Raw genomic sequence first — 16,791 nt, 5'->3', positions numbered from 1 at the left:
GCATCGCAATCCAACACCAGCCGTTCTGAGGATCACATGAAGCAAATTGCCACCGCCTTCGTCAAGGCAAAGAAAGCATTCAGCCCCGCGCTGAAGGACAAGACGAACCCAGCCTTCCGCAGCAAGTACGCCGATCTGGGCGCGTGCCTTGAAGCGGTCAACGAAGCATTGCTGGACAACGGCATTGCGGTCTTTCAGGAGACGCACGACGACGCTACCGGCGTGACCGTCGAAACCGTGTTCCTGCACGAATCGGGCGAAGCGATGCGCAGCGGCAAGTTCCACGTTCCCGCTGCCAAGCAAGACCCGCAGGGCTACGGCTCGGCCCTCACCTATGCGCGTCGGTATTCGCTGATCACGGCCTGCGGCATCGCGCCCGAGGATGACGATGGCAACGCCGCCACCGACACGAAGCGCAAGCAGGACGCACAACCGCCTGCGCTGGACATGAGTCCCAAGGCGCGGGCTGGGCGGATCACCGCTGGTGTTGTGGCCGGGGATGCATCTGGCGCTGCTGTGGTGCTCGCCGGCTTGACGGAGAAGGTGCGGGATGCCATCTGGGCGCATCTGAGCCCAGAGACGCAGGACAAGCTGACCTCTGTTTGGCCGGAGGTGGCCGCATGACCACCCCCAAGCCCGCAAGCGATCTGCCAGAGTTGCCCGAGCCGGCGCATTACGTGGTCGTTGGCGTTGATGAGTTGCGCGACTACAGACAGATCGACCCACAGGTCCGCGACGAGATGGACATCTCCGAGCTTTTCACCCTCGACCAAGTCCGCGCTATCCAGGAGGCTGCATTCAACGCTGGCCGAGCAGAGGGGAAGGATGCGCCCGGCCTCGGCGCCACCTACGAACCGACGATGAACATCTACGCCAAGCCGGGCACGGTGGTTCGTTTCCGGGCTGGCGGCGCCTATGACTGGGAGAAAACTTCCGCAGTTGAGGCCGGTTTCGTCAGGAACCAAACCTACACCGTGAAGCGTTGCGACATCGACCACAGCAAGACGCATGTGCTTTTCGATGAAATCCCGGGCCGCTGGAACTCGTGTCTTTTCGCAGACGTTGATGACGCGGGGATCACTCGCGCGGCATTGGAGTTTGCTGAAAAAGCGCTTGCCGATGAACACGGAGAAGCCGACTTTGAGGCCGAGTGCAATTTGTGCCAAGCCTACCGCCAAGTCCGCGCAGCTATCTCTCAGGAGCCGAAATGACCGAACCCACAACTCCAGAAGCGGGGCTGAGCGAGCGCGAGGCCATCGCGGTTGCGAAGGTTCGCAACGGACTCACAGCACTCTACCCGCGCGAAGAGATCGACATGGATGCCGTTCTTACGGTTGTGCATGCACTTCAAATCCGCGCCGCCCTTGCCAGTCGCCCTGCTGTAGCAGCGGTATCGGGGGAGCCGGCCACGTTTCTGTGCCGCATTTGGGGAGAGGACATTAAACACACGTTGACGGCCCTCGTATCCGATTGGGCAGGCGTGCGCCGGTTCTGTGTGGAGCACTGGACGGGCTCCGAAGACGCCGCCGACTATGACGGCAGCTTGACGCTGGACAACCTCAAGAACGAGTTTGACGAACACGAGGCCGACGAGCGCGGCGGCGCCTACAACCAAGAATGGGAGATAGGGGGCGTAAGCATCGAGCGCGTATGCGATTGCTCGGCTCTCGCATCCACCCCGGCGATCGAGCCCCGTGCCCCTGTGCTGACAGCGATTGCCTTTGCCATCAGCGTCTTCAACGATGTGTTGGGCGACATCGCCGATTGGGAAGACCAGGCACTGGCTGACGCCGTGCGAGAAGCCATCGAGAAACTGACGGTGTTGCGTTCCGACCCTATCAGCAAGAGCTACGACAGCATTGCTCGCACTTTGGGGTGGCCTCTCGCAGCCTCATCCCAAGCGCCGGGTGTTGGAGAACAGTCATGAACTACCAGCCTCCTGAAGAAGACGATCCGCGCGACGACGACCAACGCGCATCGCAGGCTGAACACAAGGCCACCGAGCAAGCGCAGCCAGTGGAGCCGGCTCCAGAATGGTTTGGAGCACTCATTGCAGACGTATCGGCTATCGACTGTCGTTACCGAGGCGACCCGAGCTACGACCACGATGCCTACTGGATGCGTGAAGCTGTGATTCGCATGTTGGAAAAGCGCGCGGCCCTTACCCCTACCGCTGCGAGCGCATCTGCACCTACCGAGCCGACACCGGAGCAAGGGCGGATGCTGGCGCAAACACTCGGCGAATGCTTGATCGCGGCCGGCATTGTCCGCAAGGACGCATCGTTGAGCGGGCCGGAATTGCTCATGTTCGCCGAAGACTTGAAGCGCAGTTTGCAGGCAGAGCCGGCAAGGGTGCAGGGGGATGCGCCGACCGACACCGAAATGCTCGATTGGCTGGAGCAGCAGGGCCATGCATACGGCTTTGAAGACATGCACGAGGGCAATCGCTGGTGCGTTGAAGGCCCGTTCGCAACGCTGCGAAAACTCATCGCCTTTGACATGTCTACCACCACTGCGAAGGAGCCGAAATGAGCACGATCAACCTGCGCCGAGAGAACGGCAAACGCATCACCGTTCAAGGCCGTGGCGCCGTCAACAACCCGAAGCTGCAATGCGTGCAGGCGATCCTCTGGCGCAAAAATGGCTCGCCGCTTCAAACGCTGGAGATGACGTTAGACGAGGCTGAGCAGTTCGGCACCGCTCTGTTCGCTGCCATCTACGACGCCAAGAAAACGTCCGCGGTGCCCACTCCAAAGTTCGGATCAGGCGTAGGGATCACAGAATGAAAACCTCAGCCACCCACCTGCACGAAGCCTGGCAATGGATGGGCATCGCTATCTTTTTCTGGCTGGTCGCGGCCTACGGATGGGCTTTCATTCGCGTTGCTTTGGAGTCACTGGCATGAGCGACGAACTTCAGCCGTGCTCTCTGCCGGGTCGCATTGCCGAACTGATCGTGCAGCATGGCTCCTTGCGCGCCGTGGCCCGCGTCATCGAATGCGATCCGGGCTATCTGTCGCGACTCCAGTCCGGCGAAAAGACCGACCCGGGCGCCACCTTGTTGCGCCGTATGGGCCTGCGCCAGATCACCACCTACGAACGGATCAAGTCATGACCAACCCTAATCCCCCGCAACCCACGGCCGGAGCGCAGGAGGCGGCACTCCGCGCACTGAAAGATGTGAAGTTCGACAAAAGCTATTGCTGTCTCAAGGAAAGAACCCGCGAAGCTGTCGAAGCAGCACTTGCCACCCCCACACCTCCCCAGCAAGGCGCTCCAGAGGCCAGCGCAGCGCCAGTGCAGGAGGAGGCGCGCGAGCCGTGGCTGCTGTACCTTTCCGACCGTGCCGATGGCGTGAAAGGGCGCTATGCCATCGCCCGATGGAACCCGGCCGGGTATCGTGAAGTATGGAACCTACGCAGGCACAGATGGTCTTCAGCCAGCGATGACGTGTTGACCTTGGAAGAGGCGCACGCCCTTCTTAAAACGGTCACCCTCGCCGCCCCGCAGCCAGTACCGGCACCCCGGGAGCAAGATGCTGTGGGCATGGGAGCGGAGCCGCAGGAAATCGGCGAATTGCGCGAAGGCTTGGGCCAGATCGCCGTGCGCGTGATGGACAACCCCGTCATGCTCAAGTGCTGCCACCTGATCGATGCGCGGCTCGCTGCCATGCTCGCCACTCCCACCACCGCCCCCAAGCAGGCAGAGCCGGCCTCCCCTGTGCTGCCTGCCGGAGAGGCGACAGATGAAGAACTGAACGCAGTGATCCAAGCGCAGTGGGGCGAGCAGATCGGCGTCATGGTTCAGGCACATCGCGCCTTCGCCCGTGCGGTTCTGGCTCTGCGCAATGGGGGCAGGCTGTGAGATCCCTCACTGCAACGGAGAAACTCCAAGAAGAAGCGCGTAAACGATGGGGCTCGGCCACGGCCTTCCGCATTGGTTATCTGGCCGGACTGAGCAGTTCAATAGCAGCTCGCGAAAGCCCCTACGCCGCCGGATCACGCGGGGATTCACTGTTCCGCAAAGGAATGGAATCGGCAGATCAGGAAAAGCTCGAAGGAACTGCACCATGCCCCCCCTAACCGACCCCCAATGCGACGCCTTCCGCCGCCTGAATCTGTCGTTCAACGACATGGTTCGCGAGATATACGCGGCTGGGCAACGATCAGTTGGAGCGACAGAGCGGGAGGCGCTGGCAAGCCAGATCACCAGCTACCTAAGCGGCGGCGGGCTGTTCAACCCTGAACTCGCACATCACGAGGCTGTACGCGACCTGCTGATTGCTTGTCGCACCGCTCTTGCCACCCCCTCTATTGGCAGCGGCTCGCATGGCGTACTTGATGCCGTGCAGCCTGTGCACGACAAGCGCTGCCCCGCGGCGCTAAACATTTCTGACCCATGCAAATGCGGAGAAGCGTCATGACCGAAGTCGAACTGATCGAGCAGGCCGCCCTGCGCGTCGGCATGAAAAGCCTTCTGAACCACGGCGCCGCATCGTGCGTCTATAGCGAAGGCTGCAACGGCGTGAGCCAGGAGCACCTCCTTGCGTTCGCGCGCGAGATCGCACTGCACTGCGTCACCGCCCTTTCAAGTCCTGTCAGCGCACCGCTGGAGGGGGATGCACTGCCATGAAACTACTCACAGCCGCCGAAGCGGATGAGGTTGACCGCTACTTCGAGCAAAGCGCCGCATGGGCGCAAAAGGTGGTGGCGGGGTGGAACCTGCGTCCCACCGGGTACGACAAACACAGGGCGCGCCTGAATGCGCGGAAGGCTGTCCAGAGAGGCGCGGCCTCTGCAAAACGCCGTGCCAGCAAGTTGCAGCGCACGCCAGCGTGGGCCGACCTGAAAGCAATCCAGGCGTTCTACGCGGAGGCGAAGCGGCTGACATTGGCTACGGGGATCGTTCATCACGTCGATCACATCATTCCACTGCAGGGCAAGACGGTTTCGGGCCTGCATGTTGCCAACAACCTTCAGATCCTCACCGCCGCCGAGAACCTGAAGAAGAACAACCGTTTCGAGGGGCTGGAATGAAAACCGAAATGATGCTGCTGATCCAGACGGACGGGCGACCGACCCTGAACCTGTCCGAAGTGTCCGCGCTGCTGAGCATCGAGCCCCGCACGGCGCAGAACCGGATCTATGCCCATCGGATGCCGTTCCCGATGTTCAAGCTGGGCGATTCTGGCGATTGGGTGGCCCACATTTCGGACGTTGCGGCCTACATCGACAGCCAGCGCGAGGCGGCTCGTGCTGCTGGCTGATGGCTACCGGATTGCTACGGGCAGGCCCGGAAGCCGCATGGATGCTTGCATTCTGCCCAGTCCATCATGGGGGCGACGGAGACGCGGTCGGCGGCGAGCTTTGCCGGGGAATCGGACATGGGGAGCAAAAAGGGCGAAGAGGCGCGCCCGTCGGCGACGGGCAGCTGCCTATTTTCGCCTACAGGCCGCCGAGGGAGGTGCGCAGGCCCGCATAGTCCGTGGGGCCGCTGACTTCCGGCGGATTGCCGGTGGCCGAAAGCCACCCCGCAATGCTCGGCAGGCGCTTTTCGAAGTACAGCTGCAGCGGCGGCCAGTTGCCGTCACCACCATGCAGCTCGGTCAGCTCGAGCGCCTCGACCGCCAGCGAGCGCAGGCTGGTCACCATGGCGAGCGACCGGCCGTCGAGCAGCTGCAGCGTGATTTCGCGGCCTTGCGCCAGGATTTCTTCGAGGATGCGGCGATTCACCTTGTAGTCGGCCCAACTGCGCTTGCCGCTGGCGTCGTTGAGCTTGCGAAAGGCCCAGTGCAGGTTCGACGCAAACGCCGCCGCGACCTGGGCCGCCTGCCGCTGCGCCTGCCGCGAAGCCTGCGCCTGCAGCCGCAGGCTCCAGCCAACCGCCAGCAGAACCCCGAAAACCTGGATCCACGCCGCCCATTCGCCCGCCGTGGTGGGCCGGAACCACCAGCCGACAGCTGCGAGACCGATTGCGATTGCGACCAGAACCGTGAGTATCTTTTTTTCCATGTCGATGCTTCCGGGGCGCCGCCGCGTGCGCTCAGCCACGTGGGCCGTTGGGGCCGAACATTCGGCGGATCGCGGCCACGCCCGCTACCAGCGCGTTCGCGTAGGTGGTGTACGGCTCGACAGCAGCCTCGAGCGGCAGGTAGGGCAACGACTCTTCGGCAGCCGCCGGCGCGTCGTTGTCGGCGCCTTCCATCAACACCCAGTAGAACTCGCCCTGCTCGAGCTCGTGCACGGTCAACGCAATGTTTCGCAGCTGATTGGGCGTGGAGTTGGACAAAACGAGAGGGATAAGTTGAAAGTACGCCAATCGTATGCAGTCGTTTGCACAACACCTAACCACAATTTCACGATTAAGTGCAAATGTGACCATGCGTAAGAAAATAAACGTAGGTATTACACGCCGCCGGGTATTTTCAGCAACGGATGTGCACACGTTTTGTTGCTTCTCCTACAGCGCACGCCATGCCGGACGCCTACGCTGGTGCGGTTAATCCCACTAGAAGGAGCAGCCGTCATGAAGCAGTTCACACTCGACTCGCACATGCTCGCCACCTTTGGCGGCGTGTTCTACCCGACCGGCTATTCCATGGTGATGTTTCCGGATCGCGACAACGCCGAACAGGTCGGCAAGCAACTGATCGCCAGCGACGTGAGCGCCGACGAGGTGTACCTGGTGCCTTCCGCGACCATCCTGGCGGAGATTGCGCCGACGGTCAGCCATGCCGACGACCCCCTGCCCTCCGCCGGCACCGAAGGCGCCACGGTGCGTGCCTATGCCAAGCTGGCGCGCGAAGGACACACCGGGCTGCTGGTCAAGACGCCGGACGCCAAGGTGGTCGAGCGGATGATGGCGGTGGTTCGCACGGTGCCTTACTCGATGGCACAGCGCTATCGCACGCTGGTGATCGAAGACCTCTGATACGGTCTTGCATTCAAGGATCTCGATCCGGGGGATCTGAGCGCTGAAATTCCGGGGTGGGATCAGGGCGGCGGGGCACGCTGCTCCGCGAATGTCCCCCGGGCTTCGCCCTCCTCCTTAATTTCGCTGCGCAGCGTGCCCCACCGCCCTGAGCCTGGACGCGGCGTGACCGTTTCGTGCTGGATATGCAGAGCGTGCCCTGGCCGATGGTGGTGGGTGGCCCCTGCAGCGAAATAAAGGAGGAGGCCGCAGGCCGGGGGACATTCGCGGAAGGGGCCACCCGCCGCCAGCGGCCCACCCCGAACGAACCCCGAAACGTCAAGCTCGCAGCCCGGGTTCCCCGTCTTTGAGCGCGACCTGGTACGAGCTGGTTTTCGCCCGGCTCAGGCCGGTGCCGCGCGCCGGACGACCTCGCGGGCCATGGCCTGGGCGAGTTCGTGCTCCCCCAGGAACACGATGGCGGTGTCGTCGTGCGACAGCAATGCCGCCTCTTCTTCGTTGTGGCTGCGAATCACCGTCAGGATGCCGGGGTTGAGCGTACGGGCGGCTTCGATCATCTGGCGCACATGGATCGTGTCGGGCGTGGCAACCACCAGCACGCGCGCCCGCGCAATGTGCGCCTGGATCAGCACGCCCGGATCGGTTGCGTCGCCGAACACGGCCGCCATCCCGTTGGCGCGCAGCCTTTCGACCAGTTCACGGTTCTGCTCGGCAACCACGAACGGAATGTCGTGCTCGGACAGCGCCGCCGCGATGCGCCGCCCGACGCGGCCGTAGCCGACCAGAACCACCTGGCGCGACAGGTAGCGCGCATCGGTGCTCATGGGCAGCTCGGCCAACGGGTCGTCCCGCGCCTCGAGTTCGCGCGCGAGCGCGGAGCGCGCGTGCAACCATTTCTGCAGCGGCGCAATGGCGCTGAACCAGAGCGGATTGGTCGCAATCGAGATCAGGGCGCCGGCCAGAATCAGGCTCTGGCCTTCAGCCGACAGCAGCCCCAGCGACACGCCCAGGCCGGCCAGGATGAAAGAGAACTCGCCGATCTGCGCCAGGCTCGCGCTCACCGTCAGCGCCGTGTGCAGCGGGTAGCGCAGCAGCAGCACCAGCGCGCAGGCCGCCACTGACTTGCCCACCACGATCACGCCGACCACGGCCAGCACCTGCAGCGGCCGCTGCAGCAGGATCGACGGATCGAACAGCATGCCCACCGACACGAAGAACAGCACGGCGAAGGCATCGCGCAGCGGCAGCGATTCCTGTGCGGCGCGGTGCGCGAACTCGGATTCGCGCATCACCATGCCGGCAAAGAAAGCGCCGAGCGCAAACGACACGCCGAACAACGCCGCCGAGGCGAACGCGATGCCCACTGCGGCGGCCACCACGCACAGCGTGAACAGCTCGCGCGAGCCGGTGCGCGTCACCTGCCACAGCAACCACGGAAAGAACCGGCGGCCCACCACCAGCATCAGCGCGACAAAGCCGCCCACCTGCAGCAGCGTCAGGCCGAGCGTCTGCCAGACCGGGTCGGCGTTTGCGTGCGCGGCCGAACCGCCGAGCGCGCCGGCCAGCGGTGGCAGCAACACGAGCACCAGCACCATGGCCAGGTCTTCCACCACCAGCCAGCCAACCGCGATGCGACCGGTGTACGAATCGAGGATGCCCAGGCTTTCGAGCGCGCGCAGCAGCACCACCGTGCTTGCCACCGACAGCGCCAGGCCGAACACCAGCGCCGCACCGGCCGACCAGCCCCACCAGGTGGCAAGGCCCGCGCCGAGCAGCGTGGCCACGGCAATCTGCACCAGGGCGCCGGGCACCGCGATCTTGCGCACCGCGAGCAGGTCGTCGAGCGAGAAATGCAGGCCCACCCCGAACATCAGCAGCATGACGCCGATCTCGGCGAGCTGCGCGGCAATGCCGGCATCGGCCACGAAGCCGGGCGTGAACGGGCCGATGATCACGCCCGCCAGCAGGTAACCCACCAGCGCCGGCAGCCGTACGCGCACCGCGAGGAACCCGAGCACCAGCGCCAGGCCGAGGCCGGCGGCGATGGTGTTGATCAGGGAAACGCTGTGCGGCATCGATCCATTTTGCAGGATCGATGCCAACCCTTTCAGGTCGCCATCTTCTCGGTCTTCGCGTTGATGAGCTCCTCGGGCTCCTGCGCCTCGATCCAGGTCTCGTTGTTGAGGCCTGCGTGCAGCCGCTCCATGTCGAGCTCGTTCGTCCACTTGGCCACCACGAGCGTCGCGACGCCGTTGCCGATCAGGTTGGTCAGCGCGCGGGCTTCCGACATGAAGCGGTCGATGCCCAGGATCAACGCGAGGCCGGCCACCGGCACATGGCCCACGGCCGACAGCGTGGCCGCCAGCACGATGAAGCCGCTGCCGGTGACGCCGGCGGCGCCCTTGGACGTGAGCAGCAGCACTGCGAGCAGCGTGAGTTCCTGCATGAAGGTCATCGGCGTGTTGGTCGCCTGGGCAATGAACACGGCCGCCATCGTCAGGTAGATCGAGGTGCCGTCGAGGTTGAACGAGTAGCCGGTCGGGATCACCAGGCCAACGCAGGTCTTCTTGGCGCCCAGGTTCTCCATCTTCTCCATCATGCGCGGCAGCACCGACTCGGACGAGGATGTGCCCAGCACGATCAGCAGTTCTTCCTTGATGTACTTGATGAACTTCCAGATGCTGAAGCCGTGAATGCGCGCGATCGTGCCCAGCACCACGAAGATGAAGAGCAGGCAGGTCAGGTAGAACACGCCCATCAGCTTGCCGAGCGAGAACAGCGAACCCACGCCGTATTTGCCGATCGTGAACGCCATCGCGCCGAAGGCACCGATCGGCGCGACCTTCATGATGTAGTTGACGATGGTGAAGAGCACATGGGAGCCCTTTTCGATCACGTCGAAAATCAGCGTGCCGCGGCCGCCGAACTTGTGCAGCGCAAAGCCGAACAGCACCGCGATCAGCAGCACCTGCAGGATCTCGCCCTTGGCAAAGGCGTCGACCAGCGTGTTGGGAATGACGTGCAGCAGGAAGTCGACCGTGCCTTCCATCTTGCCGGGGCCGGTGTAGGCAGCGATCGACTTGGTGTCGATGCTGGCCGCATCGATGTTCATGCCAGCGCCGGGCTTGAGCAGGTTGACCAGCAGCAGGCCGACGATCAGCGCGATCGAGCTCACGACCTCGAAGTACAGCAGCGCCAGGCCACCGGTCTTGCCGACCTTCTTCATGTCTTCCATGCCGGCGATGCCGACCACGACAGTGCAGAAGATGATCGGCGCGATGATCATCTTGATGAGCTTGATGAAGCCGTCGCCGAGCGGCTTCATCGTTTCGCCGACCGAGGGATAGAAGTAGCCGAGCAGCACGCCGAGGATCACGGCGGTGATCACCTGCAGGTACAGCGATTTGTACAGCGGCGGCTTTGTCGTTGTTGGTGTTGTTGTAGCGGACATCGCTATGTCTCCTGGAGAGTGCGTCGCGCCCGCCGAAGGGCGAGGTGTACGACCCGTGCACTGTAGCGCCGCGGCACGCCGCGCGCATGTGGGTTTCCACAATTTCACGAGTGGAGCGCCCATGAAAAAACCCGCCGAAGCGGGTCTTGTACTGACGGGAAGCTGACCCCTCTTCAGTGCATGTGCAAACCGCCGTTGACCGAGAAATCGGCACCGGTCGAGTAGCCGCCCTCATCCGTGGCCAGCCACGAAATGATCGAAGCGATTTCGCTCGGCTTGCCGAGGCGCTTGACCGGAATGGTGGCGATGATCTTGTCGAGCACTTCCTGGCGGATCGCATTGACCATGTCGGTGCCGATGTAGCCCGGGCTCACGGTGTTGACCGTCACGCCCTTGTTGGCCAGTTCCTGCGCCAGCGCCATCGTGAAGCCGTGCATGCCGGCCTTGGCAGCGGAGTAGTTGGTCTGGCCGGCCTGGCCCTTCGCGCCGTTGACCGAACTGATGTTGATGATGCGGCCCCAGCCCTTTTCGACCATGTCGCCGACCACCTGCTTGGTGACGTTGAACATGCTGTTGAGGTTGGTTTCGATCACCGCGCTCCAGTCTTCCGGAGACATCTTCAGGAACATGCGGTCGCGCGTGATGCCGGCGTTGTTGACCAGCACGTCGATGGTGCCGTGCTCGGCCTTGGATTTGGCGAATGCATCGACCGTCGAGGTCCAGTCGCCCACATTGCCGACCGACGCGAAAAACTCGAAGCCCTCGGCCTTCTGCTCGGCCAGCCATTTGGCATGGTCACGGGTCGGGCCGCAGCCGGCGATCACCGTGAAACCGTCCTTGTGAAGCCGCTGACAGATCGCGGTACCGATGCCACCCATCCCTCCGGTGACATATGCGACTTTTTTGCTCATGAATTTTCCTTGGTTGTAGAGCCGTTCAGGCTGATGAACTGTACCCAAGAATGGTCTCCCGCCGGCTGAGGAAAACACTGACGCCAACGTGCAACCACCTGTCACAACGGCTTTCCATCTTTCTATACTGGATCGATGCCATCGCTCCGGCTCCAAGCCTCATGCGGGCGGGCATCAAGTAATGAAAATGGTTACATGGAACACGCAGTGGTGCCGCGGCCTCGACGGCCTCGTGCGCCCGCAGCGCATCGTCGAAGGCGCGCGTGCCATGGGCGACTTCGACGTACTGTGCCTGCAAGAGATCGCACAGGGCTATGCCAGCATGCCCGGCGCGCCGGGCGACCAGCCGGCCGAATTGCAGGCACTGCTGCCGGGCTTCCGGATCTTCTTCGGCGCAGCGGTCGACGAGTTCGATGCGCAGGGCCGGCGCCAGCGCTTCGGCAACCTGATCGCGACACGCCTGCCGGTCGCGCAGGTGCAGCACCACGCCCTGCCCTGGCCGGCCGATGGCGGGGTGTGCAGCATGCCGCGCATGTGCACGGTCGTCACGTTGCGCGACCCGGTGCTCGGCGCGGTGCGCGTGATGACCACGCACCTCGAGTACTACAGCAAGCCGCAGCGCATGGCACAGGCGCAGGCGCTGCGTGCGCTGCACGCCGAGGCCTGCGCGCAAGCCGCGGCGCCGCCGCAGGCCGACGACAGCTGTTCGCCGTTCCAGGCCAAGCTGCACACGCCGCATGCCGTCCTGTGCGGCGACTTCAACCTGGCGCCGAGCGAGCCGGAGTACACGGCGATCCAGCAACCCCTCGGCCCGGCGCGCCTGCAGGACGCCTGGCCGCTGGTGCATGGCACGGCACCGCATGCGCCGACCTTCCGGCTGTTCGACCGCAGCCACGGGCCGGAACCGATGGCTTGCGACTTCGTGTTCGTCAGCGACACGCTCGCACCGCGCGTGCAGCGCATCGACGTCGACCTGCAGACGCGCGCATCCGACCACCAGCCCGTATGGATCGAGCTGTAGGCCATGGCACTCCCTCCAATGAAACATGAAGCCGACTCACGCTACGCGATGTGGCGGCTCTTCATCACGCTGCTGATCATGACGGTGGGCAGCAGCGGCATGTACGTGGTGTCGGTCATGCTGCCTGCGATACAGGCCGACTTCGGCGTTGCGCGGGCCGATGCCTCGCTCCCCTATACCCTGCTGATGATCGGCTTCGGCCTGGGCGGCGTGGTCATGGGCAAGCTGGCCGACCGCTATGGCGTGATGTGGCCGCTGCTGGCGGGCGCGGCGTGCGTGGGGCTGGGCTACGTCGCCTCCAGCCTTGCCGGCAGCATCCTTGCGTTTTCGCTGGTGCAGGGCGTGCTCGTCGGGCTGGGCAGCGGCGCCGTGTTCGCGCCGCTGGTGGCCGACACCTCGCTCTGGTTCGTCAAGCGCCGCGGCATGGCGGTGGCTGTCTGCGCCAGCGGCAACTATGTCGCGGGGGCGGTGTGGCCGCCGATCGTCCAGCACTTCGTGGAGGTCGCCGGCTGGCGCGCGACCTACGTGGGCCTGGGAATCTTCTGCGGGCTCGCGATGGCGGGGCTGGCGCTCTTCATGCGCCCGCGGCCGCCGGCGGCGGTGATGGCTGCCGCCCCTGGCAACGTGGCAGGCCGGCCGGTGACGATGCCGACCATGCGCCCGTTCGGCCTGAGCCTCGGCGCCGCACAAGGCATGTTGTGCGTGGCCGGCGTGGCCTGCTGCGTGGCGATGTCGATGCCGCAGGTGCACATCGTCGCCTACTGCACCGATCTCGGCTACGGCGCGGCCCGCGGCGCGCAGATGCTGTCGCTGATGCTGGCCTGCGGCATCGCCAGCCGCCTGATCTCCGGCGCGATCTGCGACCGCATCGGCGGTCTGCGCACGCTGCTGCTCGGCTCGGTGCTGCAGTGCGTGGCCCTCTTCATGTTCCTGCCCTTCGACGGCCTGGTGCCGCTGTTCCTGGTGTCGGCGCTGTTCGGGCTGTTCCAGGGCGGCATCGTGCCCTCGTACGCCATCATCGTGCGCGAGCACTTCCCGCCGGCGGAAGCAGGCGCCCGCGTGGGCACCATCATCGGCTGCACCCTGCTCGGCATGGCGCTGGGCGGCTGGATGTCCGGCAAGGTGTTCGACCTGACCGGCAGCTACCACGCGGCCTTCATCAACGGCATCGCGTGGAACCTGTTGAACATGACCATTGCGGTCACGCTGCTGGTGCGGGTGCAGCGGCGCATGGCAGGCCACGCCGTCGCGGCCGGCCCTTGAGCGCTTTCAGGCCGGCCGCGCTCACTCGCTGGTCGATTTGAACTCCTCGGCCGCAATACCGAGTTTGCGCACCTTGTCGTGCAGCGTCTGCCGCGGGATGGAAAGCGCACTGGCCGTGGCCGGCTGATCGCCCTGGTGGCGCCGCAGTTCCTCGACGATCACGGCGCGCTCGAACGATTCGACCTGCTGCGGCAGCCCGCGCGGCAGGCCGGCCGGCGGATCGAAGGTTCCGCGGGTCTGCGTCAGGCGTTCGCCCAGCAGGCCGAGCACGAAGCGATCGGCCACGTTGCGCAATTCGCGCACGTTGCCCGGCCAGGCGTAGGCCATCAGATCGGCCAGTTGCGCGCGGCTCGGTGCGGGTGCTGCGCGCTCATACCGGCTGGCCGCCAGCAAGGTGAAGTGCTCGAACAGCAACGGGATGTCTTCGCGCCGCTCGCGCAACGGCGGCAGCTCGATGAAGGCGACCCCGATCCGGTAGTACAGGTCGGCCCTGAACTTCTGCCGATCGCTCAGATCCTTGAGGTCGTCCTTGCTCGCCGCGACGACGCGGCAGTCGAACGGAATGGCCTTGTTCGAGCCGATGCGCTCCACGGTGCGCTCCTGCAGGGCGCGCAGCAGCTTGATCTGCACCGCCATCGGCATGCTCTCGATTTCGTCGAGAAACAGCGTGCCGCCGTTTGCGTACTCGAACTTTCCCACCCGCATCCGGTTGGCACTGGTGAAGGCCCCGGCCTCGTGCCCGAACAGCTCGCTCTCGGCCAGCGACTCGGGCAGGCCGCCGCAATTGAGCGGCACGAAGTGCTGTCGCCGGCGCTCGCTGTGATCGTGCAGGCAGCGGGCAACGAGCTCCTTGCCGGTGCCGGTCTCGCCGTAGATCAGCACGTCCGCCGAGGTTTCGGCCAGCGTCATCACGGTGCGGCGAACCTGCTGCATCTGCGCGGAACGGCCGATCAGAACGGCCTGGATGCCGTGCCAGTTCTCGAGCGCATCGCGCAGCGAGCGCACCTGCAGCGTCAGCCGCCGGCGCTCGATGGCATGGCGCACGATGGCGACCAGCCGCTCGGAGCTGAAGGGCTTCTCGATGAAGTCGTAGGCGCCTTCGCGCATGGCCTCCACGGCCATGGCGATGTGGCCGTGGCCGGTCACCAGAATCACGGGCAGCTCGGCATCGATGGTGCGCACCTCGCGCAGCCAGTCAGTGCCGCTGACGCCCGGCAGACGCACGTCGCAGACCACGACCACCGGTGCGCCGAAATTGATGTGGGGGCGCGCGCGTTCGACGCTCGGAAACGGTTCGACCTCGAAGCCGGCCAGGGTCAGCGCCTGGGTCACGCTGAGACGCACGTCGGCGTCGTCTTCGACCAGCAGCACCCGAATGGCGGTGATTTCGCTCACTTGTTGTTCACTCCTTGTTCACTCCTTGTCATTCCTGTGTCGCGGCAGCGGGCAGATCGATGATGAAGCACGCGCCGCCTTCGGGCGGGTTGGACGCGCGCAGCGTACCGTCCATTGCCCGCACCAGCTGGGCCGAGATCAGCAGACCCAGGCCCAGCCCCGAGCCCGCCGGCTTGCTCGTGACGAAGGGCTCGAACAGGCGCGGCAGGATGTCGGCGGGGATTCCGGAACCAGTGTCGCTCACGGCAAGCAGCACGCGGCCATTCTGCGATCGCGCGGCGAGGCGCAGCGTGCGCCGCGGCGCCTGCTGCATGGCATCGACCGCGTTTCTCATCAGGTTGACGAGCACGCTGCCCAGCGCCGCCTCCTCGGCCATGACGCCCAGCGTCGGCGGTTTCAGGTCGACCTCCACCGCAATGCCGTGCTCCTTCAGTGCCTCGGCGACGATGAGCTGTGCATCGGCAATGCTGCGCGCCAGCTGGATCGGCGCAAGGGGCAACTCGCTCTTGTGCGCAAAGGTCTTGAGCTGCGACGTGAGGCGCGCGAGACGGTCCACCATGCCGCGGATGCGCTGCAGGTTGCCGCGCACGTCGTCGAGGCGATCGTGGTCGAGCAGGATGCCGGCGCTCTCGGACAGCGTGCGCATCGCGGTCAGCGGCTGGTTCAGCTCATGCACCACACCGGCCGACATCTGCCCGAGCGCCGCCATCTTGCCGGCATGCACCAGCTCGCCCTGGGCCGCGCGCAGTTCCGAGGTGCGTGCGACCACGGTGGATTCGAGGCTGTCGTGCGCCGCCTGCAGCGCGGCCTGATTGGCCAGCTTCTGCCGCTCAGCACGGCGGCGCTGCCACAGCGTGACGGCCACCAGCAGCAGCACCGCCATTGCCAGGGCTGCCGTGATGGCGCCATTGCGCGCCGCCAGGCGCAGCGGCGTCATCTCGTCGAGCACGACCAGTTGCCAGGGCGCGCCCCGCAGCGAACGCGCCGAGGCGAGCTGATCCTGCCCGTCGAGCGCGACGACCTGCACGTCGCGGGCCAGGGCTTCGGTGCGGCGCCACTGCAGCGGCTGCAGCGCCGCCTCGCCATAGGGCCGGGAACGCAGCACCTCGGCCCGCTGCAGGCCGTCGAGCGGCAGCAGCGGCCGGAACTTCAGGTTCTCGCGCGTGGACAGGATCACCACACCGCGCTGATCGATCAGCAGCACGTCGCCCGGCAGCTTGCGCCAGGCGCGCTCGGTCTCCTCGAGGTTGACCTTGACGGCGACCACGCCGCGCGTGGGCTGGTCACGGCGCAGCGCATAGGAGAGGTAGTAGCCCGGTCGCCGGCTGGTGATGCCGACGCCGTAGAAGCGGCCCCGGCCCTGGCTCAGCGCGTCGATCACGTAGGGCCGGAACGACAGATCCTGGCCGACCGTGGTGCCGGGCCGATCCCAGTCGGACGCGGCCAGCGAGGTTCCCGCGGCATCGAGCACATAGAGCATCTCGGCGCCGGCCGCGGCGCCGACGCCGTCGAGGTAGCGGTTAACGGCATCGCGCAGCCCCGCATCGGAGGGGGTGCCGAGCAGCGCCGGAACGATCGGCGTCATCTCCAGCAGCGCGGGCAGGTAGTCGAAGCGGGCCAGGTCGGCATCGAGTCCGGTCGCCAGCATGTCGAGCCGGTGGTCGGCCGCGTCGCGCAACCGCGCCAACCCGGTCTGCATTGCCACCTGATGGCCGGCCAGCGCCGCCAGGGCCACGAGGGCCAGCCCGCCGCACCAGCGCGGCAGGGCCCGCCAGCGGCTTGTTTTTTCAGAAGGCATGAGCCCGTTATTGCACAAGGCCG

At 65.2% G+C, this 16,791-nt stretch carries 22 protein-coding genes; 15 read left to right on the top strand and 7 right to left on the bottom strand.

The genetic code is table 11. From position 1 onward, the window contains the following. The first annotated feature begins 36 nt into the window (after nt 1–36). The 12 genes from QTI05_RS22555 (at nt 37) to QTI05_RS22500 (ending at nt 5,265) form a co-directional block, all read left to right on the top strand. Complete coding sequence (locus QTI05_RS22555) at nt 37–624, top strand: ERF family protein (RefSeq protein ID WP_286657861.1); 588 nt, start codon at nt 37–39, stop codon at nt 622–624. Continuing rightward, nucleotides 621–1,211 (top strand): hypothetical protein, encoded by a 591-nt coding sequence (locus QTI05_RS22550; protein ID WP_286657860.1) that lies wholly within the window; start codon nt 621–623, stop codon nt 1,209–1,211. Before QTI05_RS22555 ends, QTI05_RS22550 begins: the two co-directional genes overlap by 4 nt. Continuing rightward, nucleotides 1,208–1,927, top strand: coding sequence for a hypothetical protein (locus QTI05_RS22545; protein WP_286657859.1), 720 nt, complete (start codon nt 1,208–1,210; stop codon nt 1,925–1,927). The genes QTI05_RS22550 and QTI05_RS22545 overlap by 4 nt, the downstream gene beginning before the upstream one ends. Then, nucleotides 1,924–2,532: a hypothetical protein gene (locus QTI05_RS22540; RefSeq protein WP_286657858.1), complete on the top strand. Its 609-nt coding sequence runs from the start codon at nt 1,924–1,926 to the stop codon at nt 2,530–2,532. The genes QTI05_RS22545 and QTI05_RS22540 overlap by 4 nt, the downstream gene beginning before the upstream one ends. Beyond that, nucleotides 2,529–2,786: a hypothetical protein gene (locus tag QTI05_RS22535; RefSeq protein WP_286657857.1), complete on the top strand. Its 258-nt coding sequence runs from the start codon at nt 2,529–2,531 to the stop codon at nt 2,784–2,786. The genes QTI05_RS22540 and QTI05_RS22535 overlap by 4 nt, the downstream gene beginning before the upstream one ends. Continuing rightward, complete coding sequence (locus tag QTI05_RS22530) at nt 2,783–2,905, top strand: hypothetical protein (RefSeq protein WP_286657856.1); 123 nt, start codon at nt 2,783–2,785, stop codon at nt 2,903–2,905. The genes QTI05_RS22535 and QTI05_RS22530 overlap by 4 nt, the downstream gene beginning before the upstream one ends. Then, on the top strand, nt 2,902–3,114 hold the full coding sequence (locus QTI05_RS22525; RefSeq protein WP_286657855.1) for a hypothetical protein: 213 nt from the start codon (nt 2,902–2,904) through the stop codon (nt 3,112–3,114). Before QTI05_RS22530 ends, QTI05_RS22525 begins: the two co-directional genes overlap by 4 nt. Continuing rightward, nucleotides 3,111–3,863 carry a hypothetical protein gene (locus QTI05_RS22520; RefSeq protein WP_286657854.1) on the top strand — a complete coding sequence of 251 codons (753 nt, stop codon included), beginning with the start codon at nt 3,111–3,113 and terminating at the stop codon, nt 3,861–3,863. Before QTI05_RS22525 ends, QTI05_RS22520 begins: the two co-directional genes overlap by 4 nt. Before the next feature lie 205 nt (nt 3,864–4,068). Then, complete coding sequence (locus QTI05_RS22515; RefSeq protein ID WP_286657853.1) at nt 4,069–4,422, top strand: hypothetical protein; 354 nt, start codon at nt 4,069–4,071, stop codon at nt 4,420–4,422. Continuing rightward, nucleotides 4,419–4,631, top strand: coding sequence for a hypothetical protein (locus tag QTI05_RS22510; protein ID WP_286657852.1), 213 nt, complete (start codon nt 4,419–4,421; stop codon nt 4,629–4,631). Before QTI05_RS22515 ends, QTI05_RS22510 begins: the two co-directional genes overlap by 4 nt. Continuing rightward, on the top strand, nt 4,628–5,035 hold the full coding sequence (locus QTI05_RS22505; RefSeq protein WP_286657851.1) for an HNH endonuclease signature motif containing protein: 408 nt from the start codon (nt 4,628–4,630) through the stop codon (nt 5,033–5,035). Before QTI05_RS22510 ends, QTI05_RS22505 begins: the two co-directional genes overlap by 4 nt. 8 nt (nt 5,036–5,043) lie before the next feature. Continuing rightward, a complete protein-coding gene (locus QTI05_RS22500; RefSeq protein ID WP_286657850.1) occupies nt 5,044–5,265 on the top strand; it encodes a pyocin activator PrtN family protein in 222 nt (73 codons plus the stop codon). 178 nt (nt 5,266–5,443) lie between these two features. On the opposite strand, the gene QTI05_RS22495 is transcribed toward QTI05_RS22500, so the two are convergent. Together QTI05_RS22495 and QTI05_RS22490 are read right to left on the bottom strand one after the other, a co-directional pair. Beyond that, nucleotides 5,444–6,010, bottom strand: a complete 567-nt coding sequence (locus QTI05_RS22495) for a hypothetical protein (RefSeq protein ID WP_286542928.1) — start codon at nt 6,008–6,010, stop codon at nt 5,444–5,446. Between the two features lie 31 nt (nt 6,011–6,041). Then, the gene (locus tag QTI05_RS22490; protein WP_286542927.1) at nt 6,042–6,287 is read right to left on the bottom strand and encodes a hypothetical protein; all 246 of its coding nucleotides are present in this window, start codon (nt 6,285–6,287) and stop codon (nt 6,042–6,044) included. Between the two features lie 237 nt (nt 6,288–6,524). On the opposite strand from QTI05_RS22490, the gene QTI05_RS22485 reads away from it, so the two are divergent. Next, nucleotides 6,525–6,929 (top strand): hypothetical protein, encoded by a 405-nt coding sequence (locus QTI05_RS22485; protein WP_286542925.1) that lies wholly within the window; start codon nt 6,525–6,527, stop codon nt 6,927–6,929. Between the two features lie 383 nt (nt 6,930–7,312). On the opposite strand, the gene QTI05_RS22480 is transcribed toward QTI05_RS22485, so the two are convergent. The 3 genes from QTI05_RS22480 to phbB all read right to left on the bottom strand — a co-directional run bounded on the left by QTI05_RS22480 (nt 7,313) and on the right by phbB (nt 11,291). Continuing rightward, entirely contained in the window at nt 7,313–9,004 is a 1,692-nt protein-coding gene (locus QTI05_RS22480; protein ID WP_286619723.1) for a cation:proton antiporter domain-containing protein, read from the bottom strand. A 32-nt stretch (nt 9,005–9,036) separates the two neighbouring features. Further along, nucleotides 9,037–10,380 carry a dicarboxylate/amino acid:cation symporter gene (locus tag QTI05_RS22475; RefSeq protein WP_286542922.1) on the bottom strand — a complete coding sequence of 448 codons (1,344 nt, stop codon included), beginning with the start codon at nt 10,378–10,380 and terminating at the stop codon, nt 9,037–9,039. A gap of 173 nt (nt 10,381–10,553) precedes the next feature. After that, entirely contained in the window at nt 10,554–11,291 is a 738-nt protein-coding gene (phbB, locus tag QTI05_RS22470; RefSeq protein WP_286619722.1) for an acetoacetyl-CoA reductase, read from the bottom strand. A 181-nt stretch (nt 11,292–11,472) separates the two neighbouring features. Here phbB and QTI05_RS22465 point away from each other — a divergent pair, with 181 nt between their 5' ends. After that, nucleotides 11,473–12,312 carry an endonuclease/exonuclease/phosphatase family protein gene (locus QTI05_RS22465; RefSeq protein ID WP_286619721.1) on the top strand — a complete coding sequence of 280 codons (840 nt, stop codon included), beginning with the start codon at nt 11,473–11,475 and terminating at the stop codon, nt 12,310–12,312. An 18-nt stretch (nt 12,313–12,330) separates the two neighbouring features. Then, nucleotides 12,331–13,575 carry an MFS transporter gene (locus tag QTI05_RS22460; protein ID WP_286619720.1) on the top strand — a complete coding sequence of 415 codons (1,245 nt, stop codon included), beginning with the start codon at nt 12,331–12,333 and terminating at the stop codon, nt 13,573–13,575. A 21-nt stretch (nt 13,576–13,596) separates the two neighbouring features. On the opposite strand, the gene QTI05_RS22455 is transcribed toward QTI05_RS22460, so the two are convergent. Continuing rightward, nucleotides 13,597–14,970, bottom strand: a complete 1,374-nt coding sequence (locus QTI05_RS22455) for a sigma-54-dependent transcriptional regulator (protein ID WP_286619719.1) — start codon at nt 14,968–14,970, stop codon at nt 13,597–13,599. Between the two features lie 28 nt (nt 14,971–14,998). Beyond that, entirely contained in the window at nt 14,999–16,768 is a 1,770-nt protein-coding gene (locus tag QTI05_RS22450) for a sensor histidine kinase (RefSeq protein ID WP_286619718.1), read from the bottom strand. Nucleotides 16,769–16,791 lie beyond the last annotated feature (23 nt).

The organism is Variovorax fucosicus (assembly GCF_030316825.1).
Lineage (GTDB): Bacteria > Pseudomonadota > Gammaproteobacteria > Burkholderiales > Burkholderiaceae_C > Variovorax > Variovorax fucosicus.
The sequence above is the reverse complement of the archived record's forward strand: the minus strand, read 5'-3'. Positions and strand labels throughout refer to the sequence as shown.

Excerpts from the sequence above, each read along its gene's own strand:
- QTI05_RS22555 (WP_286657861.1), top strand. The coding sequence starts at position 37 with ATGAAGCAAATTGCCACCGCCTTCGTCAAGGCAAAGAAAGCATTCAGC.
- QTI05_RS22550 (WP_286657860.1), top strand. The coding sequence starts at position 621 with ATGACCACCCCCAAGCCCGCAAGCGATCTGCCAGAGTTGCCCGAGCCG.
- QTI05_RS22545 (WP_286657859.1), top strand. The coding sequence starts at position 1,208 with ATGACCGAACCCACAACTCCAGAAGCGGGGCTGAGCGAGCGCGAGGCC.
- QTI05_RS22540 (WP_286657858.1), top strand. The coding sequence starts at position 1,924 with ATGAACTACCAGCCTCCTGAAGAAGACGATCCGCGCGACGACGACCAA.
- QTI05_RS22535 (WP_286657857.1), top strand. The coding sequence starts at position 2,529 with ATGAGCACGATCAACCTGCGCCGAGAGAACGGCAAACGCATCACCGTT.
- QTI05_RS22530 (WP_286657856.1), top strand. The coding sequence starts at position 2,783 with ATGAAAACCTCAGCCACCCACCTGCACGAAGCCTGGCAATGGATGGGC.
- QTI05_RS22525 (WP_286657855.1), top strand. The coding sequence starts at position 2,902 with ATGAGCGACGAACTTCAGCCGTGCTCTCTGCCGGGTCGCATTGCCGAA.
- QTI05_RS22520 (WP_286657854.1), top strand. The coding sequence starts at position 3,111 with ATGACCAACCCTAATCCCCCGCAACCCACGGCCGGAGCGCAGGAGGCG.
- QTI05_RS22515 (WP_286657853.1), top strand. The coding sequence starts at position 4,069 with ATGCCCCCCCTAACCGACCCCCAATGCGACGCCTTCCGCCGCCTGAAT.
- QTI05_RS22510 (WP_286657852.1), top strand. The coding sequence starts at position 4,419 with ATGACCGAAGTCGAACTGATCGAGCAGGCCGCCCTGCGCGTCGGCATG.
- QTI05_RS22505 (WP_286657851.1), top strand. The coding sequence starts at position 4,628 with ATGAAACTACTCACAGCCGCCGAAGCGGATGAGGTTGACCGCTACTTC.
- QTI05_RS22500 (WP_286657850.1), top strand. The coding sequence starts at position 5,044 with ATGATGCTGCTGATCCAGACGGACGGGCGACCGACCCTGAACCTGTCC.
- QTI05_RS22495 (WP_286542928.1), bottom strand. The coding sequence starts at position 6,010 with ATGGAAAAAAAGATACTCACGGTTCTGGTCGCAATCGCAATCGGTCTC.
- QTI05_RS22485 (WP_286542925.1), top strand. The coding sequence starts at position 6,525 with ATGAAGCAGTTCACACTCGACTCGCACATGCTCGCCACCTTTGGCGGC.
- QTI05_RS22480 (WP_286619723.1), bottom strand. The coding sequence starts at position 9,004 with ATGCCGCACAGCGTTTCCCTGATCAACACCATCGCCGCCGGCCTCGGC.
- QTI05_RS22475 (WP_286542922.1), bottom strand. The coding sequence starts at position 10,380 with ATGTCCGCTACAACAACACCAACAACGACAAAGCCGCCGCTGTACAAA.
- phbB (WP_286619722.1), bottom strand. The coding sequence starts at position 11,291 with ATGAGCAAAAAAGTCGCATATGTCACCGGAGGGATGGGTGGCATCGGT.
- QTI05_RS22465 (WP_286619721.1), top strand. The coding sequence starts at position 11,473 with ATGAAAATGGTTACATGGAACACGCAGTGGTGCCGCGGCCTCGACGGC.
- QTI05_RS22460 (WP_286619720.1), top strand. The coding sequence starts at position 12,331 with ATGAAACATGAAGCCGACTCACGCTACGCGATGTGGCGGCTCTTCATC.
- QTI05_RS22450 (WP_286619718.1), bottom strand. The coding sequence starts at position 16,768 with ATGCCTTCTGAAAAAACAAGCCGCTGGCGGGCCCTGCCGCGCTGGTGC.